The organism is Halomonas sp. hl-4, from assembly GCF_900215475.1.
GTDB lineage: Bacteria > Pseudomonadota > Gammaproteobacteria > Pseudomonadales > Halomonadaceae > Vreelandella.
Genome location: NZ_LT907845.1, coordinates 3,828,477 through 3,851,204, shown reverse-complemented (window position 1 = coordinate 3,851,204; position 22,728 = coordinate 3,828,477). Strand labels below are relative to the sequence as shown.

The 22,728-nt window shown below is 56.6% G+C and carries 20 protein-coding genes; 11 read left to right on the top strand and 9 right to left on the bottom strand.

Annotated elements, in window-relative coordinates:
• Nucleotides 1-62 precede the first annotated feature (62 nt).
• A complete protein-coding gene (locus CPH17_RS18025) occupies nt 63-1,451 on the top strand; it encodes an aminotransferase-like domain-containing protein (RefSeq protein ID WP_096300675.1) in 1,389 nt (462 codons plus the stop codon).
• 60 nt (nt 1,452-1,511) lie between these two features.
• Here the strand turns inward: CPH17_RS18025 and CPH17_RS18020 are convergent, their stop codons facing one another.
• Nucleotides 1,512-3,023 (bottom strand): alanine/glycine:cation symporter family protein, encoded by a 1,512-nt coding sequence (locus CPH17_RS18020; RefSeq protein ID WP_096300673.1) that lies wholly within the window; start codon nt 3,021-3,023, stop codon nt 1,512-1,514.
• Between the two features lie 130 nt (nt 3,024-3,153).
• The gene (locus CPH17_RS18015; RefSeq protein WP_096300671.1) at nt 3,154-3,915 is read right to left on the bottom strand and encodes a metallophosphoesterase; all 762 of its coding nucleotides are present in this window, start codon (nt 3,913-3,915) and stop codon (nt 3,154-3,156) included.
• Nucleotides 3,916-4,138: 223 nt separating this feature from the next.
• Between CPH17_RS18015 and CPH17_RS20420 the strand changes: the two genes are divergently transcribed.
• Nucleotides 4,139-4,267 (top strand): hypothetical protein, encoded by a 129-nt coding sequence (locus CPH17_RS20420; RefSeq protein WP_269449426.1) that lies wholly within the window; start codon nt 4,139-4,141, stop codon nt 4,265-4,267.
• 404 nt (nt 4,268-4,671) lie between these two features.
• On the opposite strand, the gene speG is transcribed toward CPH17_RS20420, so the two are convergent.
• On the bottom strand, nt 4,672-5,223 hold the full coding sequence (gene speG, locus CPH17_RS18010) for a spermidine N1-acetyltransferase (RefSeq protein WP_096300669.1): 552 nt from the start codon (nt 5,221-5,223) through the stop codon (nt 4,672-4,674).
• Between the two features lie 61 nt (nt 5,224-5,284).
• Entirely contained in the window at nt 5,285-6,508 is a 1,224-nt protein-coding gene (locus tag CPH17_RS18005; RefSeq protein ID WP_096300667.1) for an NAD(P)/FAD-dependent oxidoreductase, read from the bottom strand.
• A gap of 115 nt (nt 6,509-6,623) precedes the next feature.
• On the opposite strand from CPH17_RS18005, the gene ltaE reads away from it, so the two are divergent.
• Nucleotides 6,624-7,631, top strand: coding sequence for a low-specificity L-threonine aldolase (gene ltaE, locus CPH17_RS18000; protein ID WP_096300664.1), 1,008 nt, complete (start codon nt 6,624-6,626; stop codon nt 7,629-7,631).
• Here the strand turns inward: ltaE and CPH17_RS17995 are convergent.
• Both CPH17_RS17995 and fhuB read right to left on the bottom strand, forming a co-directional pair.
• Nucleotides 7,618-8,223: a LysE/ArgO family amino acid transporter gene (locus tag CPH17_RS17995; RefSeq protein WP_096300662.1), complete on the bottom strand. Its 606-nt coding sequence runs from the start codon at nt 8,221-8,223 to the stop codon at nt 7,618-7,620. The genes ltaE and CPH17_RS17995 overlap by 14 nt on opposite strands.
• Nucleotides 8,224-8,342: 119 nt before the next feature.
• On the bottom strand, nt 8,343-10,343 hold the full coding sequence (gene fhuB / locus CPH17_RS17990; protein ID WP_096300660.1) for a Fe(3+)-hydroxamate ABC transporter permease FhuB: 2,001 nt from the start codon (nt 10,341-10,343) through the stop codon (nt 8,343-8,345).
• Nucleotides 10,344-10,518: 175 nt separating this feature from the next.
• On the opposite strand from fhuB, the gene CPH17_RS17985 reads away from it, so the two are divergent.
• Complete coding sequence (locus CPH17_RS17985; protein WP_096300658.1) at nt 10,519-11,451, top strand: siderophore-interacting protein; 933 nt, start codon at nt 10,519-10,521, stop codon at nt 11,449-11,451.
• On the top strand, nt 11,444-12,067 hold the full coding sequence (locus tag CPH17_RS17980; RefSeq protein ID WP_096300656.1) for a cytochrome b: 624 nt from the start codon (nt 11,444-11,446) through the stop codon (nt 12,065-12,067). The genes CPH17_RS17985 and CPH17_RS17980 overlap by 8 nt, the downstream gene beginning before the upstream one ends.
• Here the strand turns inward: CPH17_RS17980 and CPH17_RS20070 are convergent.
• Nucleotides 12,053-12,217, bottom strand: a complete 165-nt coding sequence (locus CPH17_RS20070; RefSeq protein ID WP_231898048.1) for a hypothetical protein — start codon at nt 12,215-12,217, stop codon at nt 12,053-12,055. The two genes, CPH17_RS17980 and CPH17_RS20070, sit on opposite strands and share 15 nt — an antisense overlap.
• A gap of 186 nt (nt 12,218-12,403) precedes the next feature.
• On the opposite strand from CPH17_RS20070, the gene CPH17_RS17970 reads away from it, so the two are divergent.
• The 4 genes from CPH17_RS17970 to CPH17_RS17955 all read left to right on the top strand — a co-directional run bounded on the left by CPH17_RS17970 (nt 12,404) and on the right by CPH17_RS17955 (nt 18,846).
• Nucleotides 12,404-14,521 (top strand): TonB-dependent receptor, encoded by a 2,118-nt coding sequence (locus tag CPH17_RS17970; protein ID WP_096300652.1) that lies wholly within the window; start codon nt 12,404-12,406, stop codon nt 14,519-14,521.
• 272 nt (nt 14,522-14,793) lie between these two features.
• The gene (locus tag CPH17_RS17965; protein WP_096300990.1) at nt 14,794-16,926 is read left to right on the top strand and encodes a TonB-dependent siderophore receptor; all 2,133 of its coding nucleotides are present in this window, start codon (nt 14,794-14,796) and stop codon (nt 16,924-16,926) included.
• A 237-nt stretch (nt 16,927-17,163) separates the two neighbouring features.
• Nucleotides 17,164-17,934, top strand: a complete 771-nt coding sequence (locus tag CPH17_RS17960) for an ABC transporter substrate-binding protein (RefSeq protein ID WP_157742971.1) — start codon at nt 17,164-17,166, stop codon at nt 17,932-17,934.
• A gap of 144 nt (nt 17,935-18,078) precedes the next feature.
• Nucleotides 18,079-18,846: an ABC transporter ATP-binding protein gene (locus CPH17_RS17955; protein WP_074395568.1), complete on the top strand. Its 768-nt coding sequence runs from the start codon at nt 18,079-18,081 to the stop codon at nt 18,844-18,846.
• A 21-nt stretch (nt 18,847-18,867) separates the two neighbouring features.
• Here the strand turns inward: CPH17_RS17955 and CPH17_RS17950 are convergent, their stop codons facing one another.
• Nucleotides 18,868-19,968, bottom strand: coding sequence for a zinc ABC transporter substrate-binding protein (locus CPH17_RS17950; protein ID WP_096300648.1), 1,101 nt, complete (start codon nt 19,966-19,968; stop codon nt 18,868-18,870).
• A 136-nt stretch (nt 19,969-20,104) separates the two neighbouring features.
• Here CPH17_RS17950 and CPH17_RS17945 point away from each other — a divergent pair, with 136 nt between their 5' ends.
• Together CPH17_RS17945 and CPH17_RS17940 are read left to right on the top strand one after the other, a co-directional pair.
• Nucleotides 20,105-20,845, top strand: a complete 741-nt coding sequence (locus CPH17_RS17945; RefSeq protein WP_096300646.1) for a metal ABC transporter ATP-binding protein — start codon at nt 20,105-20,107, stop codon at nt 20,843-20,845.
• Nucleotides 20,835-21,638: a metal ABC transporter permease gene (locus tag CPH17_RS17940; RefSeq protein WP_096300644.1), complete on the top strand. Its 804-nt coding sequence runs from the start codon at nt 20,835-20,837 to the stop codon at nt 21,636-21,638. Before CPH17_RS17945 ends, CPH17_RS17940 begins: the two co-directional genes overlap by 11 nt.
• Here CPH17_RS17940 and CPH17_RS17935 read toward each other — a convergent pair whose 3' ends face one another.
• Nucleotides 21,639-22,727, bottom strand: a complete 1,089-nt coding sequence (locus CPH17_RS17935) for a DUF1513 domain-containing protein (protein WP_096300642.1) — start codon at nt 22,725-22,727, stop codon at nt 21,639-21,641.
• Between the last annotated feature and the right edge of the window lies 1 nt (nt 22,728).

Genomic DNA, 22,728 nt, shown 5'->3' with positions numbered 1-22,728 from the left:
GCCGCAATTACCAAGACACTGTTTTGCCGTTTTCATGAACAGTTTAGGTGGACAAGTTTGTTATGAGATTCTCGATTAACCGCCGTGCGCCCATCTCCGTGGCTAAACAGCTTGAGGTGGAAATTCGCCAGTGGATACAGCAGCATGCAGCGACAGGCGGGCGTCGCCTCCCTTCGATACGCCATTTAGCAGCAACACATAACGTCAGCCGCAATGCAGTCATTGAAGCTTACGAACAGCTGGTGGCATTAGGGCTTGTGCGCTCGCAACCTGGCTCGGGGTTTTATGTGGCAGATAACGCGCTGAAACTGGTTCAACCCGCGTCATCAACGCCATTGGAAGAAGTGACGAATGGCTTATGGGGCGTGTTTAACACCGATGAACAGTCATTGAACCTGGGCTGCGGCTGGTTACCTAACGATTGGCGCGAAGGAGAAGACCTTACTTACGCCATTCGCCAAGTCACGCGCAAGAGCCGTTCAGGTATTTTCGAGTACAGCACACCGCAAGGGCCCCAGGTACTGCGTTATTTGATCAAGGAGCGCCTTCGCACCCTGGGGATTAATGCTAACGAACAGCAAGTTGTCACCACCGGCGGTGGCAGCCATGCGCTTGATTTATTAGTGCGATTATTGCTGGCGCCTGACGATGTAGTGTTTGTTGAATCGCCGGGCTATTACAACTTTTTTGGTTTGCTGCATTTGCAACGGGTTCGCGTTATTGGCGTCCCTCGCTTAACCGATGGGCCAGACATCGAGCGATTGACCGACCTACTCAAGCAATACCGCCCTAAGCTGCTCTATACCAACAGTGTGTTTCATAACCCAACGGGAAGCACATTAGCACCCGCCATTGCCCACCGTGTTTTACAACTTGCTGACCAGTACGATTTTCAGATTATCGAAGACGATATCTATGCCGATTTCCAGCAAACGCCGACACCACGTTTAGCGACGTTGGATGCTCTTGATCGTGTGTTCTATCTGGGTAGTTTTTCAAAAAGTCTATCCTCTTCACTGCGCGTCGGGTTCATTGCCGCACCTGCCGCCTGGGTTCAGCGCTTGGTCGACATCAAGATGCTAACCAGCATTTCTGCGCCCCATTTTGCAGAGCAGGTAGTCACCACCATGCTACAAAATGGCAGCTATCGAAAATTGACTGAACGGCTGCGTAGTCGGCTTTCCAACCAGATGTCTATCGCCCTGACCCAGTTGAAGCAGGCCCAATGGGAAATATTTACCGAGCCAACAGGCGGCATGTTCATTTGGGCAAAGCCGCCTGCCTCGCGGCTCGATACAATCGAGGCAACAGCAAAGCATTGCGGGGTTACACTTTCGCCTGGGCATTTATTTCTGCCAGATCATCAAGCCACCTCTTGGTTACGCCTCAATGTTGCTTACATGCAGGATCCAAGAGCCAAGGCGTTTATCGAGGCCGATGGCCAGGAGTGAACTAGAAAGCGGCCCGCAGGCCGCTAAAAGTTATTATTACGTTGAGGTTCTACTACAACGTTATGAATCCCGCGCTGGCGGATTTGAAGGCGCTTCTGGCTTGATCGGCCATACATCGTCATCAACGAGTTCGGGGCGTTTGAGCACCGAGGGGTCGAAGACCGGCTCTTTGATGCCGTCCCGACGTTGGCGCTCGTAGTCTTTCAGCACCGACACGGCGATGGGCCCCATGATGAGAATGGCAAACAGGTTGGTGGTGGCCATCAGCCCCATCGCCAGGTCGGCGAAGTCCCACACCACGGTGAGCTCTGCTACCGATCCAATCAGTACCATGACGATGATAATCACTTTAAAGACGTTGACCGCTTTTTGCGCATGGCGGCGGAACAGGTACTCGATATTCACCGACGAAAACGAGAAGTTGGCCAAAATTGAGGTGAAGGCGAAGAAGAAGATCGCCAAGGCGATAAAGATTTCCCCGAAGCCGCCCAGGTGATCGACCATAGCATCCTGTGTCAGTTGAATGCCTTCGATGCTATCCCCCGCTGATTCAGACAGCAGCCGCTCGTATACGCCGGACAGCAGGATCACCACCGCCGTGCAGCTACAGATCACGATGGTGTCGACAAACACCCCAAACGATTGCACCAGCCCCTGCGCGGCGGGATGCTTCACCGTCGCCTGGGCAGCGGCGTTGGGCGTAGAACCCATACCGGCCTCATTGGAAAACAGGCCGCGCTTGATGCCGTTTTCCATCGCCGCTTTAATCGCGTAGCCGGCAGCTCCACCCACGGCGGGGCCAAACCCGAAGGCACTCATCACGATCAGCGAGAGCATCTCCGGCACGGCGGTGATGTTGGCGATTAGAATCCACAGCGCCACCAGCAGATAGGCAATCGCCATGACAGGCACGATTTTTTCGGCGGTACGCGCCACCGATTTAAGGCCCCCATAAATCACACAGCCCGCCAAGATGGCGATCACCACCCCCGTTAACCAACTGGGTACGCCAAACGCCCCGCTCATGCCCTGGGCAATGGTATTGGACTGCGCAGCATTGAAGGCCAGGCCGTAGGCGATAATCAAAAATACCGCGAACAGCGACCCCAGCCAGCGCCATCCCAGGCAACGCTCAATATAGTAGGCAGGTCCACCACGAAATACGCCATCTTCATTGCGGTGTTTGTATACTTGCGCCAGTGTCGATTCGATGAAAGCGGTCGCGAAGCCCACCAGCGCGGTCACCCACATCCAAAAAATCGCCCCTGGGCCGCCAATCCATAGCGCTAGTGCCACCCCAGCGAGGTTGCCGGTACCAATACGCGCGGCCATCGATGTGGCAAAGGCCTGAAAACCGCTCACCCCTTCACCAGCCCCCCTGGCGGTTACCGTGACACGAGCCATGTGGGAGAACAGTCGAAACTGCATTCCACGGATGATAATCGTAAACCACACCCCAGCCCCTAGCAGCAGGTAAACCAGAATATAGCTCCAGATAAAGTCGCTGACCGGCATCATGACGGCATAAAGGCCATCACGCAGCGGGCCGAGTATAGATTCAAGAATTTCCATGGCCATGCTCTCCAGGTTACTAAACAGCGGCGGGAAGTGCCTTACCCCGCTTTGTGGGCAGCCGGATTCGCGCCCTCACTCGAGTCTAGACAGTTTTTATCTTTGACGCATTGTCTTCATTACCAAGCGCTTACACGTTCTCAATCCAATCAGGCTTGAATCTCGGCGGTACAAACTCATCGGGGTAACCACCGGGATTAGCAACGATTTTAGTGCCATTACGCCAGAGTTCGACTGGCTCATGAACATGACCGTGAATCCATAGATTCATCTTGCCCATGAACTGCGGAAGGTGAGACGCAAACGCAGGCGAGAGCACATCGCCCACATACTGTGAAGGAATACATTCGCGCAATGGGGCATGATGACTGACCACCACTTTGGGCCCATCAAAGGGATCGTCAAGTGCTTCTGTCAGCCACCGTAAAGCGTACTGATGCAGTATGTTGCTTGCCTCCGGGGTCATGGTGGTGCCGGGAGCTGATTCAACAATACGGAAATCAGGCATATAGCGTTTCGCTTTGGCGTACGTGTCTTCTGGATTACGCGTTGGGTTGTCTGCGTACAACGCAAAATCGGTCCACAAAGTAGTGCCATAGAAACGCACGCCATGAAGGGTGACGGCACGATTGTCCAGAAGCTCAATGTCGAGCCGTTTGGCTTCGTGCGCCAGTTCCTCACGCAACAGCGGCAAGCACGTGCCGTAAAACTCATGGTTGCCGGGTACATAAATAATTGGCGTTTTAGGAAAGCGCTGCCGAGCCCAGGCCAAGCCTTCACATTGACGATGAATATCACCCGCCAGAATCACTACATCGGCCATCACCTCCGGCAAAACACGGTCGCCATTAAAAAACTCCAAATGCAGGTCTGATAAAACGCGCAAGCGCATCCGCTTTCTCCATGCTTAAGCTCAGCGCTCATCTGGTCGATAAACGCTTGAATACAATACTGGTGTAACTGATATCGGCACTCAATATGACTCAGCAAGTCATCATTAACACAGCGCGCCCGCCATATATGCCGCAGTCCAAAACGAACGTTTGAAAAATCTTTGCTGCATCGCAGCAAAAGCGCTATACTGGTTATGTTGTCCGAATAGGAGGGCCACACACATGTCTTCATTCAATTTATGCCCGACACGAGATAGCGAAGTGCTCAACTTCTGGACGCAACGTGCGCACTTACAGCGCGCGGCCAGTGAGGCCCTCGCGGATTACTGCGAGTCACTGACGTATTGCTAACCTCGTTAGACCAAAAGATTGTCATCGAAGCCGAGCTGTTGCTCGGCTTTTTGATTTTATAAAAAGCTTTTCCGCTCAAACACCTGGGTGCCTTAGACCAAAATTGTAAGCATATACTTACAAACGTAGGCATAAAGACTACATCTTAAGCACTAGATTGAACGGTCAAAAGCCCTTAATATCGTTTCCTCGCTAATCATATTGCTAAGCAATATAGCGGCTATTTCTATAACAACACGCTTCCCTTCCCACCCAGGAGTTGACGCCATGCCGTTACCCAACAACGCCGCCGACGTTGATGTATTCAACGTATGGGCTGCACGTGCCGAGAAACAGAACGCTGCGTTTGAGGCCATCGCCGCCTATTTGCGCTAGCCACCCAACGCCTCGTAATGAGGCGTTTTTTATAGCCCTGCGAGTTCCGAATGCTCGGTATCGGTCAACTGGGCTAAGAAGGCTTCTTGTAGGATATACATCCGCTTTACGTCGCGATAACGACCATTGATAAAAAACTCCTCTACCAAATGCCCTTCCTCCACAAAGCCGCTTTGTTGATACAAATGAATGGCTTTAACGTTTTCCACCGCCACGATCAAAAACACCTTGTGCAAGTTGAGAATGGTGAACGAGTAGTGCAGCGCCTGGTAAATCAGCGTGCGCGCAAAGCCTTTTCCCTGATAGCTCGGTGCGATGATGATCTGAAATTCCGCGCTGCGGTGGATGTAGTCAATCTCGATCAGTTCAACCAGGCCGATGGGGTTGCCGCTGGCGTCTTCGGCCACAAAGCGGCGCTCGGCGTTATCGTGAATATGCTTGTTATAAAGTTCTTCCAGTTCATCGAAGGACTCATAAGGTTCTTCAAACCAGTACGACATAATGCTTTGGTTATTATTGAGCTCATGCACAAAGCGCAAATCATTGCGCTCTAGCGCCCGCAGATGCAGCGTGTTTCGCATGGTGATCTCTTCCCTACGACAGGTAATAGATGTCAGCTAGTAAGCAAAGCTAGGTGAACGCCTACCGACTGTTTAGTGTATGGCGTTTAAATGAAAACAGCTCAGCCAACGGATGCGTTTTACCCTCAATCAATGCGCGCAGCAGTTTTGCTCCTATCATGCTGTAACTAATACCGTTGCCGCCATAGGCCATAGCAAAGTGTACGCGCGCGCTGAGCGCATCGTGGGGGCCAAAAAAGGGCAGGCCATCCTCGGTCTCAGCAAAGGTTCCTGCCCAACTGAACGTTGGGTTGATCGTCAGGTCAGGCCACAATGCTTCTACTTTGCGCGCCAACCCTTGAGCTTTTTCCAGCACCCGAGCATCCCGCCGCTCGGGAATGTCCTCCTCATCATCGTCGCCGCCTATCAGTAAACGCCCATCGCGTGTCGTACGCATGTAAAGGTAGGGGCGCTGAGATTCCCATATCATGGTATGACGAAGTTTACCGAGCGCCTCCGGCGGCAGCGGGTCGGTAATAAGCGCATAGCTGCTGCGATTAACCGCCACCGATTCGGGCAACCAGGCCTGCGATTCATATCCTGCCGCCATCACCACATGCTGGCAACGCAGTGTGGCGCCATTGGCAAGCGTCAACGTGACGCCTTGCTCGTCACTCGAAATTTTCTCCATTTGCGTGCGGTCATACACTTCGCCGCCACGCTCGGAGACCTGAGCAAACAGCTGATACGCCATACGATAAGGATCCATGCTGGCTGCTAACTGGGTAAGAATCGCGCCCGGCGCCTCAAAACCGTACTCCGCCAAAACAGTCTCGCGCTCAAGCCAAGTTGCTTCGAAGCCATGCTTTTGCCGAAGCGCCAGCTCTTGTTGAAGCGACGCCACATCGTTATCGCTACTGGCATAGTAAAGGCTTTGCTGACGCTCAAAATCCACATTCCCCATCCCAGCAGCCAGGGCTTCGAGCTCACCAATCGCTTCAGCGCAGGCGCGATAGGCACGTACGGCATCGGCTTCCCCGTAGCGTTTTGCTAAGTCGGTCATGTGAGTATCAATTTCATACTGCAGCAAGGCCGTGCTAGCGGCAGAGCTTCCCCACCCCACATCCCGGCGCTCAAGCACCACTACATGGTGACCGTGACGGCTCAGTTCATCAGCGATTAGCGCGCCGGTAATGCCACCGCCAATCACCACCACTTCGCTCTCGTGATCGCGGGTCAGCTGAGGAAAGGTTTTAAGTAGGCCATTCTTGACCGCCCAAAAGGGGTAACCACTTTTCAGATCCATCTGATTGCCTATGCCAGTTTGACTTGCAGTATGCTGTTAACCATAGATGGTTCCTGTGAACTTGCTTGATAAAGCCTGCTTAAGTAGTCGCCCTTACACAAAAAAGGAGATGCGCATGATTGATTTACGCAGTGATACGGTGACCCGCCCTGCCGACGCCATGCGCAACGCCATGATGGCCGCGCCGGTAGGCGATGATGTATGGGGCGATGACCCAACGGTTAACGCGTTTCAAGAAAATCTGGCCGAGCAGGCGGGCAAGGAAGCCGCGTTGCTCTTCCCAAGCGGCACGCAAAGCAACCTGGTGGCGCTCATGGCGCACTGCGAACGCGGCGATGAGTACATTGTGGGCCAGTCAGCCCATACCTACCGCTATGAAGGCGGTGGTGCAGCGGTTTTGGGCAGCATCCAGCCCCAGCCAATTGAAAACGCCGCCGATGGCTCGCTGCCGCTGGAGAAAATCAGCGCTGCTATTAAGGCCGATGACTTTCACTTTGCGCGCACGAAGCTGCTAGCGTTGGAAAATACTATCGGCGGCAAAGTGCTGCCCGAGGCGTATGTACTAAACGCCACTGAACTGGCCCGTGAACGCGGTTTGGCAACGCACCTGGACGGCGCAAGATTGTTTAATGCGGCGGTCGCCACGGATACTTCGCTCAAGCAGTTGTGCGTGCCGTTTGATAGCGTCTCGTTGTGCTTCTCGAAAGGCCTGGGAGCGCCCATCGGCTCGGCACTGGTGGGTTCGCAAGCATTGATCGACAGCGCCCGGCGCTGGCGGAAAGTCGTCGGTGGCGGCATGCGTCAATCAGGCATTATCGCGGCCGCCTGCCAGCATGCGTTAGACCATCACGTAGCAGACCTGGCCGACGATCACCGCCGAGCGGCGCGTCTCGCCGAAGGCTTGGTAAAGCTGCCAGGGGTCGAAATTACTTCCCAGGCAACCAATATGGTATTCGCGCACTTCCCCGATCAACACGTTCAGCCACTTTCCACTTGGCTTAAAGAGCACGGTATTTTGATTGAGCTACTCTACGCCACGCGCTTTGTCGCACATCGAGATATTAGCGATGCGGATATCGATAAGGTCATCGCGGTAATGGAAGCCTATTTCAGCCGGCATTAAGCGCCAGATGCACGGCGATCCCGGCCATCATCAAGCCAATCAGGCCATCGATAGTGCGCCACGCGATAGGGTTTGAAAGCCACGGTGAGAGCGCGGCGCCACCCCAGGCCAGCAGGCTAAACCAAAGTATGGAAGCGGTAGAGGCCCCCGCCACAAACACACCGGCGCTCTCCTGCTGGGCGCCAATAGCGGGTATCAGCAGCAGCGTATCCAGGTAGACCTGTGGATTGAGCACGGTGACGGCAAGGGTCGCGAAAATCACTTTGGTTAAACTGCGCGCTTTGCCCGCTTCAGCGCTTAGCCCCTGCCGACCACTAACGGCTCTGAACAACGCCTGCGCCGCCAGCCAGCTCAAAAACACCACGCCCACCCATCGCATAACCTCCATAGCACTGGGCATCGTCAGCAGGAAGGCGCTCACCCCAAACATTCCCGCCGTGAGCAGAATAATATCCGCGCTGATACACAGCCCCGCTGACCACCAGTGATACTCGCGACGAATCGCCAGCCCCAGGATGTAGGCGTTCTGCGCCCCAATCGCCATGATAATCCCGCCGCACACCACCAGTCCGGTGATATAACTTTCCCACATTGCCCAGCTCCCTGTGTCAAATTAAGCGTCGTGTTGATTAATCTGGCACTAAGATAACGGGCAGCCTTAATAACTAAAAATCATTCTGCTAATAAGGCATCAGTTTTACTTATAATGACCTAAAGACGCCGCAGCCCCCACATAAAGTAAGCCCCGCCAATCAGAGAGGCGACCAAGCCGGCAGGTATCTCATAAGGGAAAATAATCTGACGGCCAACCCAATCCGCCAGCACCATCAGCAGCATGCCGATCAACGCCGCCCCCAGCAGGTGCTGCCCTGCGCGGGAGAAGCCCACCAGGCGCGCCATATGAGGTGCCAGCAGACCAATAAACGACAGCGGCCCAACCACCAGGGTGGCACAGGCCGTTAGCAGCGCCACCAGCAGTAGCAACGCCAAGCGAGCACGGTTGAGCGTCACCCCCAGCGCGCGTGCGGTCGGCGCGCCCAGGGGGAGAATATCCAGCCAGCGGGTAAACGGCAGCGTGACCAGTGCCAATACGGCGGCAACAACTCCGACCACCACCGCATTGGTAATATCCACGTAGTAGGTGGAACCCGCTAGCCAGGCGATAACCTGCTGACCGCGGGGGTCGCCGCCCGCCAGCATTACGCTGCGCACAGCGTCAAACAGCGCGCTGATCGCCACCCCAGTGAGCAACAAACGCTCGGGTAGAAAACCACTTTTACGGTTGATGCCCACCAACACCAACAACGTCGCGAAAGCGCCCAGGGTGCCTACCCCGATCAGCATCATGTTGGTCGGCGCGGGTAACAGAAAAATCCCCAAAATCAACGCAATAGCACAGCCACCGCTGATACCTAATACTTCAGGGCTGGCCATGGGGTTGGCCGACAGGCGCTGAAGAATCGTACCCGCAACCGCCAGCATCAATCCGCTGGCCGCCGCCGCCATCACGCGGGGCAGGCGCCACTGCATCACACTCCAATCGTTTGGCGGCAGCCAATACCAGCCATCAACGCCCTGGCCAAAAAATAAGCCAAGCAGCGTGGCGCCTAGTAACGCGAGGATTAAACCGGTGGCCAAGCGTGAAGGTGCAGGATGGCGATGGGCAAACACGCTCGTCCCTTGAGGCGGCCTGTCACCCTGCAGCTTCAAGCGAGGAATTAACCACATCAGAAGCGGCGCCCCCAGGGCACCGGTAATCGCCCCGGTAGGAATAAAGGCCGCCGCCATGCCCGAGAACTGCTGCAGCAATAGGTCCGTGGTGGCCAACAACACGGCCCCCAGCAGCGTCGACCAAAGCAGCCTAGGCGCTAGCCGGCGCGCTCCGGCCATGCGCACTATATTGGGCGCGGCCAAGCCGATAAAACCAATGATCCCCACCACGCTGACGATGCTGCCGGTAATAAACACCGCCAGCCCCATGCCCGCAAAGCGCAGATAGGTAAGCGACACGCCAAGACTCTTGGCGCTGGCGTCGTCCAGCTCCAGCACCGCCAGAGGGCGCAGCAGAAACCACGCCGCCACGCAACTGACTGCCAGCCGAGGCCAGAGCACTGCAGCACCGTCCCAGCCGTTTTGTGCCAGCGAACCTGCCCCCCAGATCAGCAACCCCGAGAGCGCCTCGTGGTTAAACAGCAAAAGCGCCGTGGAAAGCGCTCCCAGGTACAAATTGACCACCAAGCCCGCCAGCACCACCACGATAGGCGCTAACCCGCGCCGCCAGGAGAGCAAGAAAACTAATCCTACCGCCAGCGCGCCCCCCAGCAAGGCGACCCATTCGCGTCCCACCACTAATAAGCCAGGGGCCATTAACGTGGCGGTCATCAGTGCCAGATTGGCACCCGATGCCACCCCAAGCGTCGTCGGCGATGCCAACGGGTTACGCAGCACCTGCTGCATGAGCACCCCCGCAAGCCCTAGACCGCCCCCGGCTAGCAGCGCGATTGAGAGGCGCGGCCACCAGGCGTAATGCAGCAACAGCTCATCCACGTTCTCAAAAGAGGGGGCCACCAATGCCTGCAGGCCCAGCGCAACACCGCCTTGGCCCTGCAGGCCCAGCCAAAACAGCACCACCATCGGCAGGCTAAGCAATAGGCAAGCTTTTGCGGGCGACATGCCCCCCACTCGCTGGGCAACTTGCGCAGCACCTAGCATAGTGGGCACCCTTTTGTGGTGACCGGGGCGCTCACCCAGCGGGACGTGATAGGCAGCAGAATCATTGTCTTAGCCTTACTATGTTCTGGAGGTTAATAGCTGAATTATAGATAGCGATTCTAAATGATAATAATTAGCACTACAATTGACTCCTGATATAAAGGAGACCCGCACCATGGCAGCCAAGCCGAGCTATCAGCTTTTTGATATCACCCTTGCGAGGCGTACCCAGGTCAGCGCCTCGCTCGTCAGGTTTACCTTTACCGGCCCAGACGTTGGCCACATGGCGACCTACGCCCCGGATCAGCGCGTCAAGCTGTTCTTCCCCGAAGGTGGTGGCAGTCTTGACCCACTGTTCGAGATCGCCAAGCTGGAAGAGCACGATTGGTACAGCGCCTATCGCGCCCTGCCTGACGCCCAGCGTCCCTCTGCGCGCACTTACACTATCCGCGCCCTGCGCCCGGAAAAAGCCGAGGTGGATGTAGAGTTCGTGCTCCATGGCGACAATGGTCCCGCCTCGCGCTGGGCAATGCGCGCTCGCCCTGGCGACCGCCTGACCATGACGGCCCCCGACGCCAACGTGGAAGGTCCCAAGCTGGGTTACGAGTGGAAGCCACCCCAAGGCGTGCGTCGTATTCTGATCATCGCCGATGAAACCGCCCTACCCGCTGCGGCGGGCATTCTGGAAACCCTCGATGACCTGCCGCTCAAGCCCAGGGTCGAAGCGCTGTTCGAAGTACCCCGCAGTGACGACGTTCAGCCGCTGCCCCAAGCCGCCAAGCTGCGCTGGCTGGCCCGAGATGCTGAGCCCAGCTGCCAGCACGGGGAGCTGTTGATGAGAGCACTGCGTGATATTGATTTGCATAAGGAAATTCAAGCGCTTGGCGGCACGCCTACGACATCCACTACCAACGACGAAAGCGACGATGAGGACGGCCCGCTCTGGGAACCCGCCACTCTGGATGACAGCGCGCCCTTCTACGCCTGGATCGCCGCTGAAACCAAGGTCGCCATGAAGCTGCGCCGCTACTTGGTTAACGAGTGCGGGCTACCCAAGCAGTACGTCACTAGCATGGGCTACTGGCGCAAGGACAAGGCCAATGGGTAAAAGCGCAGCAAACAGCACAGCGCTCAACAGTGATCTCCTAAGCAAGCCAGCTCAAACTTCTATTGGTTGGCGAGACAGCCCCAGCCACTATGGTCGCATAAGCCGTGCGCTGCACTGGCTGACCGCCGCGCTGGTCACACTTCAGTTTACTGTGTTGCTGGCTTGGCGGGGAATGGGTGAAAACGCTATCACACTGTTGTTGGCGAGCATTGGGCCTCATGGTTCATTGGGCTTTATGCTCCTGATAGTGACTCTGGTGCGCCTTGGCTGGGCATGGGTCAACCGCAAGCAACGCCCGCCTCACCCGCCTGGGCTGGGTGGTCGCTTGGCGCGCCTTGTACATATCACCTTTTATGCGCTGCTATTGTGGCTGCCCGCTTTCGCCATTTTGCGTCAATACGGCCGCGGCGGCGCGCTGCGCTTTTATGGCATGGAGCTGCGACCCGAAGCCGAGCGCAACATCACCTGGATGATCGCCCCCACAGATCTGCTTCACGGCCCGCTCTCGTGGCTGCTGTGTGGATTAGTCATCGGCCATATCGCGATGGCGCTAGTTCACCGTTTTTGGCTCAAGGACAAGGTACTGGCCCGCATGATTGGATCAAGAAGCGGGTGAGGGTTCCGCTAGCGATTCTTCGGCAGTCTCAGACGCAGCAGTCAACAGCTTGCCGCTCTCCAGCCTCTTCAATCGACCCGCAAGGTGGAAATAGCGGTCATCTTGGGTAATCACCAGCACCGCTTGACCCATGCGCTTCAGCTCGGGCAAATGGAGCGCGCCAATCCCAGCCACATCAACGCAGATTTCGGCTCCACCTCCATGGCCTAATACTGTCCAAGGCAGACGGCACCCCACCCCAAGAAACGCAAATCACTCTTATTGAGTTTCATTGTCATCTTCCCTACCCTGTGTCGCGCATTCCAATACCAAGCATCCCCAGCAAGGGTAATCGCAATGAAAAAACCGCTGACATTCGGCCTGATGGTAACCGCCGGGTCGATGGCAACCACCCTATACGCCCAGGAAAACCAGGACACCATGGTGGTGGTTGGCTCCCGTACCCCGACCCAGATCGATCAGGTACCCAGTGCTGCCCAAGTGGTCGAGGGCGAGCAACTACGGGAACAAACCAGTACCGGCGCCGATCTCAAGACCGCCCTGGGCAAACTGGTTCCCGGTCTCGATTTCGGCCCGCAGGGACGCACCAACGCCGGTCAGAACATGCGCGGGCGTACCGTCCAGGTCCTCATCGACGGTGTCTCGATGAACAATTCGCGTAGCCTGTCACGGCAATTCGATTCCATCGATCCTTTCAACATCGAACGCGTCGAGGTCCTTTCCGGCGCCAGCAGCCTCTATGGCGGCGGCGCTACCGGCGGTATCATCAATATCATCACCAAGACAGGTGATGAAGGCGGGCCGAATTGGGAGAGCGAGGTCGGCGCGACCACGGGCTTCAACCATAGCGATGATCTCGATTATCGTGTCGCCCAATCCGCCAGTGGGGGTAACGAATTCGTCAAAGGACGTATTGGCGTCGCCTATGAGGATAACGGTCGGCAATACGACGCCGGGGGCGATGAAATTTTCCCTGACCTGGCCCAATCGGATCTTCAGGGTAACCGCTCACTCGATATTCTCGGCAACCTGAACTTCCAACTGACCGAAGACCAGACGTTGGACCTGAAAGCCCAACTGTATGAATCCGGCTATGAAGACGATAAAGGGGTCTATTTTCCTAACCTGTCCTCATCAACGCCTAACCTGAACGATGCAGACATCCGTGATGGTTTCTCGGCCGACCGGGAGCCGGAAACCGATCGCAATATGTTGAACGCCAACTACCACCATGCGGATTTCTTAGGGCAGGACTTGTACCTTCAAGCCTATCATCGTGAAGAGGAATCAAGCTTCCACCCCTTCCCCTACCCGGATGATGATGGCAGCTATTACTTCACCACCTCCAAGCAGAATACCACCCTCAGTGGCCTCAAGACGCTGATGTCATCGGACATCAGCGATACCGTCAGCCTGGATTATGGTCTGGATATCGACCGCGAGAAATTTGATTCCAACAGTTCCAGATCCAATGATGCTCTAACGGATGCTTCCGGGGGGCTGATTCATGACGAGAGCCGCATAGAGCCGCTCTATCCCGACTTCCAGGTCGATGGGCTATCAGCGTTTGCGCAAGGTGAATGGCAACCCACCGAGCACTGGACCTTGGGGGCAGGTGTCCGTCAGCAGTATATGGACGTCAAGGTCGATGATTTCCAGGCGCCAGGCCAAGACCTTGCCGAGGGCGGAGAGAGCGATTACGACGTCTCACTCTATAACGCCAGTGCACTCTATGACTTCCAGAACGGCCACCAGACCTGGGCCAGCTATAGCGAAGGGTTCGAACTGCCTGATCCCTCCAGGTATTATGGTGTGCCCGGTCAAACCGTCAGCGATAACCCACTCGATGGCATCAAGACGCGGCAGTTCGAACTGGGTTGGCGTTATGAAAGTGGTGACTGGAAGGCACAGGCGGCCACCTACTACTCCTGGTCCAATTCGGCTATCGAACTTGTCGACGGTCTCAATATCGCACAGGTCGACGACAAGCGCCGCGACTTCGGGCTTGAAGCTTCCGCCACGCGCTACCTGGGCGACCACTGGCAAGTGGGCGGCACGCTCCATGCCTTGAAGTCCGAACAGCAAATCGACGGCGAATGGGAAAAACGGGGTATCACCGTGTCTCCTTACCCCTCGCAACATACCGCCACATTGCATGCACAGTGGTCGGATCTCGACCGCACACTGCGCCTGCAAGCCAACCGCTCGTGGGACTACGAAGACTATCAGGGCGACGAAATCGAGGGGAATACCACCCTGGATCTCATCGGCAGCCACCAGACCGACTTCGGCAAGGTCAGTCTGGGTATCGAGAACCTGACCGATGAGCAGTATTCGACACCCTGGGGGCAACGTGCCACCGGCTTCTACTCTCCCACCTACGGCCCCGAATACCTCTACGACTACCAGGGACGTGGACGCACCTACACGCTGAACTGGTCGATGTCCTACTGATTCAGCGTACAGACGCTCGCTTTCGCCCCGCTCTCATGCGGGGCTTTTTAATGGATAGGACGACGACAGCCGACGTTTTCCACTTCTCTCTCCCAGTAACCAAGAAGTCACCGCGCCACCGCTTTTCCCTCTCCAGGCTCACACGCCATTGACTTCGCGGCTTATATAAACATAATATAAACAATAATAATTAACATTCGCATAAATCAAAAAATTAATGCTTGGAGATCATTCATGAACCACCCCATTTTCCGCAAGCGGTGGCTATTGCTATGGCGGCCTGCAGCGCTTCAACAGCGGTGCTTGCCCAAAACACTGACCAGAGCGCATCGTCAGGCAGCGAATCTTCAACCTCATTACCGACACTGCAGGTCACGGAAAGTCGTCTTTATGAAGAAGCCACCGGTCCCGTCCTGGGTATTGCGGCCACCCGCAGCGCAACAGGCACCAAAACCGATACGCCGATCATTGAAACACCGCAATCCATCTCCGTCGTTGGCAGCCAGGAGTTTCGCAACTACGGCGCGCGTAACGTCAATCAGGCGCTAGGCTATACAGCGGGCGTATCGAGTGCCTATGGCGGAGGCGGGTCTGATACAACCCACGACAGCATGATGATCCGCGGCTTCAGTGTGTATAACAGCTACCGGGATGGCAGCAAATATCAAGCCAATGTGTTCGACGCCCAGCAGGAGCTCTATGGCCTGGAACGGCTGGAGGTGCTCAAGGGGCCCTCATCAATTCTGTATGGCGTGGCGTCTCCCGGGGGCTTGATCAATGCGGTCAGTAAGCGCCCCACCAGCAAGCCTTTGCGCGAGGTCAATCTCCAGGTAGGCAGTTTTGATCGGCGCCAGGTCTCTGCGGACTTTTCAGACGCCCTGGATGAAGACGGCGAGTTTTCCTACCGTCTAACCATGCTCCGCCGCGAAAGCAACACCTTTGTCGACCATGTGCCGGATGATCGCACCTACATCGCGCCAGCCTTTAAATGGCAGCCGAACGAAGATACCTCGCTGACCCTGCTCAGCGAGTATCAGCGGGACGAGACGACGTATATCTACGGGCTACCGGCCAGCGGCACCATTCTCCCCAATCCGAACGGCAAGATTCCTCAGGAGCGGTTCGTTGGCGAACCCGGCTTCGATGACTACGATAACGAAAGCTACTCCCTTGGCTATTTGTTCGAGCACGATTTTTCCAATCAATTGAAGCTTCGTCATAACTTTCGCCGTTTCTACTCTGATAGAAACTTCGACAACGTCGGTATTGTTCAGCAACCTCAGAGCTCTGCTGGGCGACTTTTTTCCAGAACCGCCCATGACCGGCGCGATGCTTCCAGGGCAATTTCCTCTGACACCTCCTTGCAGTATGACTGGGAGGCCGGCGCAACGACCCACACCTCCCTGGTCGGCCTTGACTACGTCCGCCAGCGCCACGAAACAGAACGTTACCAGCAGAGCATCCCTGCCTTGGATCTTTATGATCCCGACTATGGCAGCGGCCAGTGGGGTGAAAGCGTCCCCAATGACTATTCCAATGTGAGCCGTAAGGAGCAGGTGGGTCTGTACCTTCAGAACCAGATGAAGATTGCTGATAAATGGGTGGTCATGCTGGGCGGGCGTCAGGATTGGACGGATACCGAGTCTTCTCGGTATTTCGACCCTTCCCAAGAACAACAACAGGACGATGATGCCTTCACTGGTCGTGTTGGATTCGTGTACCTGGCCGATAACGGCTTGGCGCCCTTCGCCAGCTTCAGTCAATCCTTCGAGGTCGAAACTGGCACCGATCGCAACGGCAATCAGTTCGAGCCCACCCGCGGCGAGCAGTATGAGCTGGGGCTTCGTTTTCAGCCAGAAGGCCGGGACACCATGTTAACCGCTACCGCTTACGAACTGACCCAGGAAAACATGCTGGTCGCAGACTCAGTCGACACCACTTACCAGACACAAATAGGCGAGGTGCGCTCTAGAGGCGTCGAATTGGAGGCCAAGACGGAGGTCGGCCACAACGCCAACCTGGTTGCAGCGTATGCCTACACCGACGCCCGCACCACCAAAAGCAGCCCAGCGACGCCCGAAAAAGTCGGGGAACGAACCGGTCAAGCTCCCTACAACCAATTCTCGCTATGGGGTGACTATCGCTTCAGCGATTTCGGCCTGCCGGGGCTGAAACTGGGTGCCGGTGTACGCTATGTGGGCGCAACGCGTCCTAACGCCTACCTAGAGGGAGAGGTACCTGATTTTACTCTGGTTGATGCCATGGTCAGCTACGAGACGGGCCCGTGGTTACTCTCGTTAAATGCGACCAACCTGACCGATGAAACCTATATCGAGTCCTGCACCTATGCGTGTTTCTACGGCGAACCGCGAAGTCTTGTCGGCACGGCGTCTTATCAGTGGTGATGATGGCGCTTTTTTATCCGCAAAACACAGGCATGATTGTGACATATCAAAACGAGACGTTTGATCGACCGGTACGTCATAAAAGCATGGCCTTATCGATCGCGTTGCTCATCCTATGGATGAGCAACGCATCCATGGCCAGCGAGGAAGACCGCGTAGCGCCATTAGCGACGTTTGATTTCGCCATCGCGGAGACCCTCAATGCAATAGGTCATCCACCTAGATTTCTGTCTGGCCTTGAGGGGTACGAAACATATTCACGGCAAGAGGGGGGTTCTACCCTATGCCACCAACCTCGGCTACCGCCACCTCCCCAACCTTGAGTTGCTTGCAAGCGACCCACCACAACATATTCTGATTTCACCGCCTGCTCATGTCAGTTTACTCCCCAGGCTCAGAAAAATTGCGGAGGTTAAGGAGTACCGGCTTTATAGGTATGCCGATAGCAATGGCAACCATAACGACTGGGAAACAATCGAGGAACTGACGCGTCAGCTTGGCGATTTGGTGGAAGATCCTGACGCTGCAGAACATTATATCGAACAAGCCAGCCGCCACTTCACATCTCTCAAGCAAGCGCTTACGGATATCGACTCGCCTTTATTAGTGGCAAGCCTGATGGATGAGCGCCATGCCCGCGTGTACGGCGAAGGAAGCGTTGAAGGCATGATGTTAAATCGCCTTGGCCTCGAGAATGCTTGGCAAGGTGATTTAGGCCAATGGGGAATGACAACCGTCAGCGCAACGCCTCTGTTTGATATCGATGCGAAACTGGTGTTTCTCGACAGCCCCTACAGTCCGGACGGCGGTGTGAGACAACTTCTCTCCGATGGTCAATGGCGACACTTGCCAGCCGTGAAACAGGGAAACTATACGATTATCCCCGTCAACTATTGGTCCTGGGGAGGACTACCTGCCGCCCGGCGCTTTGCCGATAGCCTTGTCAGCCATCTCATCGAAGACGATAACCATGACGGTACTGGCGATACTCTCCTGTCAGACAGTTAACTCGTATAGAGCGGGTGGCGAGTCGCTTCATGATAAGTGTGCTCTTAATGCTGGATGTGAATCTTTTCATTTTTTTGTTAAAAATGAGAACTATTAGCACTAGAATGGAACCATTGTCATTTAACCAATCGCCAGGAGTCATTCATGTTCGAGGTCAAAGGCGCCACCTTTGAAATCAATGGCAAGCCGCTGCTTCAGCCTATTGAGCACAACTTCCATGAAGGCAAGGTATACGGCCTGATTGGCCACAATGGCTCGGGCAAGTCGACCTTGATAAAACTCATGGCCCAGCAGCAGCCCACCAGCCAGGGAGAAATCTACTTTGACCAGCGCCCGTTGAGCGACTGGGGCAACCGTGAGTTCGCGCGCCAAGTCGCCTACCTGCCTCAACACCTGCCCAGCGCTGAGAGCCTGACCGGGCGCGAACTGGTGTCCTTTGGGCGCTACCCCTGGCATGGCCTGCTCGGGCGCCACACCCAGAAAGACAAAGACGCCATTGACCGCGCCATCGCCCTGACCCATACCGAAGACTTCGCCGACCGCCTGGTCGATACACTTTCCGGCGGCGAGCGCCAGCGGGTCTGGCTGGCCATGCTACTGGCGCAAGGCAGCCGTTTTCTACTCCTCGATGAGCCACTTGCAGCGCTGGATATCGCCCACCAGATCGAAGTCCTGGCGCTGATTCGCAAGCTGTGCGATGAGCTAAACCTCGGGGTGATTATCGTGCTGCACGATATCAACATGGCCTCGCGCTACTGCGATGAGCTGATGGCGTTGCACAGCGGCCGCCTGCTGGCCTGCGGTTCCCCCAATGACATGATGTGCGACAGCACCCTGGAAGCGATTTACGGGCTCCCCATGCAGGTCATGAAGCACCCGAACGGGGAGCACAATATCGCCGTGGCACAGTAAATCAAAACATTCTTGTATGACTTAGGTGGCGTCTGTGCACCGCTGAATTTCATCCGCCATCTGGTTGAGCAGCGCGTCGTAAAGCTCGGGGCCAGGCGTTAGGTCAACGCCCAGGGGGTCCATAACGCCGATATAGGTATCGGTATCGCCAAAGACCGAATCGACAATTTGCGGATTAAACTGGGGCTCGCTGAAGACGCACTGAATGCCCTCTTCGTTGACCAGTACTTGAATTGCCTCAATGCGGGCAGGGCTGGGTGAGGAGGCATCGCCGATGGAAATCGCGCCCGCTGCTGTTACATCAAACGCCTTCTCAAAGTACTGGTAGGCGTCGTGGAACACGATAAAGCGCGTGTTTTCACTGTTGTCTAAACGCTCATTTATTGACTGCTCAAGCGCTTCGAGTTCTTGTTGACTCCTTGCCGCGTTGTCACGGTAATAATCCGCGTTTTCAGGGTCCAGCTCGCCAAGCTGCCGGGCAATGGCGTCGAGCCAACGCCGTGCATTGTCGGGGTCCATCCAGCCATGCGGGTCTTGCCCCTCGTGATGATGGTCATGACCATGGTCGTGATCGTGGTCATGGTCATGGTCGTGCTCGTGCTCGTGCTCGTGCTCGTGCTCGTGCTCGTGGTCGTGCTCGTGCTCGTGCTCGTGCTCGTGCTCGTGCTCGTGCTCGTGGTCGTGCTCGTGGTCGTGCTCGTGGTCGTGGTCGTGGTCGTGGTCGTGGTCGTGGTCGTGGTCGTGGTCGTCAACCACATCAAACGTTGCCCCTTCCCGATAGGCAAAGGTGTTGATGTCGGATACGCGCATCAACTCCAGGTGCTCGGCATCGTCTGCCAAATTGGTAATAGGGCCTGACAGCCAAGGCGTCAGGTCAGTGCTTACCCACACCACCAGGTCAGCATTATCCAGCGTTTCTGCTTCCGAGGGGCGCAGTGAATAACCGTGGGGCGATGCACCGGGCTGAATAAACAGCTCGGGCGATCCACGATCCCCCATGACCTTGGCGACCAACGAATGCACCGGGGGGATATCCACCGCCACACGGGGAACATCGGCCACGGCCGTCAAGGGAAGGCACACCAATAGCGGCAAGGCGTAATGTGCAAAGCGATGCGTCATTGCTCTCTCCTAATGGTCAACAGCAGGTAAATAATCGTCTTCTGGCCAGGCACTTGGGTCACGCTGACCCCTAGGCGCCTCTCACAAAATATGTTATAACATAACAATTAATACGTAAGCCAGAGTTAGCCTGCCGATGCCTCAACCGATTACCGCTAGCGATCCCCTTTTACGTACATGCCAGCTCAACGTGCGCATCGGGAAAAGACCTATACTTGAAGATATTCACCTGGCGCTGCATCGAGACGAGATCGTCAGCCTGATTGGCCCCAACGGATCAGGCAAATCCACGCTGGTCAAAACCTTGGTGGGCGCCATCAAGCCAACATCGGGTCGTGTGGAGATCGGCGCGAAGCTACGTATCGGTTACGTGCCCCAGCGGCTGCATCTGGATCCAACGCTACCCATCACCGTCTCGCGCTTCATGAACCTGCCCCGCCGCCATCGCCGTGAGGATGTGCATCAAGCGTTATCGAATGCGGGGGTTGAGGCGTTGCTCAATGCGGCGATGAGCCAGCTGTCCGGCGGGCAGTTGCAACGCGTGTTGCTGGCCCGCGCCCTCATCAACAGGCCCGATATCCTGATTCTCGACGAAGCCACGCAGGGGCTCGACCACCGAGGCATCGCCGATTTCTATCAAAAGATAGAAGAGGTACGCCAGTCCTATCGCTGCGGGATATTGATGGTTAGCCATGACCTGCATGTGGTGATGCGTACCGCCGATCATGTGCTGTGCTTGAACGGCCGCATTTGCTGCGAGGGCAAACCCGAGCGGGTTGCCTCTTCCCCCGATTACCAGGCGCTCTTCGGTGAGCAGACAGCGCAAATGTTAGCCCTGTATCGCCACCATCATGAGGAGGCCGTCCATGCTGGATGATTTCATGTGGCGCGCGACCTTGGCGGGCCTTTTCATCGCGCTTGCCGCCGCGCCCCTCGGCTGCTTTGTGGTCTGGCGGCGCATGGCGTACTTCGGCGATGCAACGGCTCACGCCGCCATTCTTGGCGTTGCGCTGGCGTTGGTGTTTAACATCTCCATGTTTGCCGGGGTATTAATGGTCGCCCTCACCATGGCGAGCTGCGTCACCTTTCTAAGCGGGCGCGGCTACGCCATGGATACCCTGCTGGGGGTCATGGCCCACTCGGCTTTGGCAATTGGATTGGTTGCCGTTTCGTTTATCTCAGGTGTGCGTATCGACCTCAGCGCCTACTTGTTCGGCGATATTCTGGCCGTTGGCAAAGACGATCTATGGGTCATCGGGGGCGGCACGCTGATGGTGCTGGCGTTACTCGGCTGGCGCTGGTCGGCGCTGCTGACCGCCACGCTCAGCGATGAGCTCGCCCATGCCAGCGGCATTCAGCCCCGCCGGGAGCAGCTGGTGCTCACGCTGTCCCTGGCGGTGGTGGTGGCGGTCGCCCTCAAGGTCGTCGGCGTGTTGCTGATTGCCGCGTTGTTGATCATTCCCGCCGCAACGGCGCGGCCCTTCTGCCGAACCCCTGAAATGATGGCGCTGGTGGCGGCGGGCATTGCGGCATTGGCGGTCACCTCGGGGCTTAAAGCGGCTTACCTCTTCGATACCCCGACCGGCCCAACCATTGTCACCCTGGCCGCTGGATTTTTCTTGCTCTCGACGATGACCATGCAAGGGGTTCGTTATTTGTCACATCGCTGATCAGGTCAGATGGTTATCCCAGCGGAGTGCCAGACTGGCAAGCAGTTCAGGCGCTGCCAAGTCAGGCGTTACCCGATAAAGCCCGCCCTGGCCGGAGGAGACTAGAAAGCCGCCGTTGCCGTCGCAGCGGGCGCCGGCGGCGTCGGGCAGTGCCAGGTTGGCAACAAGCTTGCCTTGGGCGGCATCCAGCAGCAGTACCCGGTTGCCGCGGGGTGCGGTCACCAGAACATTTGCCGAAACACGGCTAAACGCGACGCTAGCGATATACTGGTTCAGACTGGTGGTGACGTCCGCCGACAGCGCCAGCTCGGAGAAACGCCCTTTAGCATCCAGACGGCAGATCAGCGGATGGGCCTCCCATTCGGGGCCTTCGAACTGGTACCCGGCAATCACCGTGCCATCTGCCGCCACATCCAGATGGCGGCAGCTGAGCTGGTGGTGCGAAGGTGCGTGGCGGGCCAGAATCTCGCCGCTATGGCGATCCATCAACACCAGCGCCGGCGCCATGGTGTCCAGGTTAAGCTTTACCCGGCCGTAGTCGGGGTGGGTCTGAATGCCGCCCAAGCCAATCACCAAGGTGTCGCCGTCCGGCATCAGCCGCAGCTCGTGAGGGCCAATGCCCTCCAGTGACATATCGCGCACATGGATGTAGTCATTGACCGCATCGTAAACCCGCACCAGCCCGGCGCTATCCGCCAGGCGATTGGCGGTGACATATAGGTAGCGTCCACTCAGATCGAACACCCCGTGACCGTAGAAATGGTAGCCCTCTCCCGCGGCAATGGTGTGGGCTAATTGACGGCTGTCGCCATCGATTACATGCATCCGCGTACCGGGGCGGCGGGCGAACAGCACCGCCTGGCGGGAATCCGGCCGCAAGCAACCGCCGTGGCAGCGTTCGGGCACTTCGATCATAAAGCGGGCCTGGCCATCCAGCGCCACCCCGGCAATGAAATGCCCGCCACTGGCGTCATCCACCGCGCTAAACAGCCAATCCACTTCCTCACGAGCGGGCAGCGCCCAGCTCAGCGGGGTCAGCGCCATGGCCACACTGCCCAGCCCTGCCTTGAGTACCTGGCGTCGGTGCACG

What these genes read in the sequence shown, in the direction of transcription:
- CPH17_RS18025 (WP_096300675.1), top strand. Translation starts at nt 63, where the DNA reads ATGAGATTCTCGATTAACCGCCGTGCGCCCATCTCCGTGGCTAAACAG.
- CPH17_RS18020 (WP_096300673.1), bottom strand. Translation starts at nt 3,023, where the DNA reads ATGGAAATTCTTGAATCTATACTCGGCCCGCTGCGTGATGGCCTTTAT.
- CPH17_RS18015 (WP_096300671.1), bottom strand. Translation starts at nt 3,915, where the DNA reads ATGCGCTTGCGCGTTTTATCAGACCTGCATTTGGAGTTTTTTAATGGC.
- CPH17_RS20420 (WP_269449426.1), top strand. Translation starts at nt 4,139, where the DNA reads ATGTCTTCATTCAATTTATGCCCGACACGAGATAGCGAAGTGCTCAAC.
- speG (WP_096300669.1), bottom strand. Translation starts at nt 5,223, where the DNA reads ATGCGAAACACGCTGCATCTGCGGGCGCTAGAGCGCAATGATTTGCGC.
- CPH17_RS18005 (WP_096300667.1), bottom strand. Translation starts at nt 6,508, where the DNA reads ATGGATCTGAAAAGTGGTTACCCCTTTTGGGCGGTCAAGAATGGCCTA.
- ltaE (WP_096300664.1), top strand. Translation starts at nt 6,624, where the DNA reads ATGATTGATTTACGCAGTGATACGGTGACCCGCCCTGCCGACGCCATG.
- CPH17_RS17995 (WP_096300662.1), bottom strand. Translation starts at nt 8,223, where the DNA reads ATGTGGGAAAGTTATATCACCGGACTGGTGGTGTGCGGCGGGATTATC.
- fhuB (WP_096300660.1), bottom strand. Translation starts at nt 10,343, where the DNA reads ATGCTAGGTGCTGCGCAAGTTGCCCAGCGAGTGGGGGGCATGTCGCCC.
- CPH17_RS17985 (WP_096300658.1), top strand. Translation starts at nt 10,519, where the DNA reads ATGGCAGCCAAGCCGAGCTATCAGCTTTTTGATATCACCCTTGCGAGG.
- CPH17_RS17980 (WP_096300656.1), top strand. Translation starts at nt 11,444, where the DNA reads ATGGGTAAAAGCGCAGCAAACAGCACAGCGCTCAACAGTGATCTCCTA.
- CPH17_RS17970 (WP_096300652.1), top strand. Translation starts at nt 12,404, where the DNA reads ATGAAAAAACCGCTGACATTCGGCCTGATGGTAACCGCCGGGTCGATG.
- CPH17_RS17965 (WP_096300990.1), top strand. Translation starts at nt 14,794, where the DNA reads ATGGCGGCCTGCAGCGCTTCAACAGCGGTGCTTGCCCAAAACACTGAC.
- CPH17_RS17955 (WP_074395568.1), top strand. Translation starts at nt 18,079, where the DNA reads ATGTTCGAGGTCAAAGGCGCCACCTTTGAAATCAATGGCAAGCCGCTG.
- CPH17_RS17950 (WP_096300648.1), bottom strand. Translation starts at nt 19,968, where the DNA reads ATGACGCATCGCTTTGCACATTACGCCTTGCCGCTATTGGTGTGCCTT.
- CPH17_RS17945 (WP_096300646.1), top strand. Translation starts at nt 20,105, where the DNA reads ATGCCTCAACCGATTACCGCTAGCGATCCCCTTTTACGTACATGCCAG.
- CPH17_RS17940 (WP_096300644.1), top strand. Translation starts at nt 20,835, where the DNA reads ATGCTGGATGATTTCATGTGGCGCGCGACCTTGGCGGGCCTTTTCATC.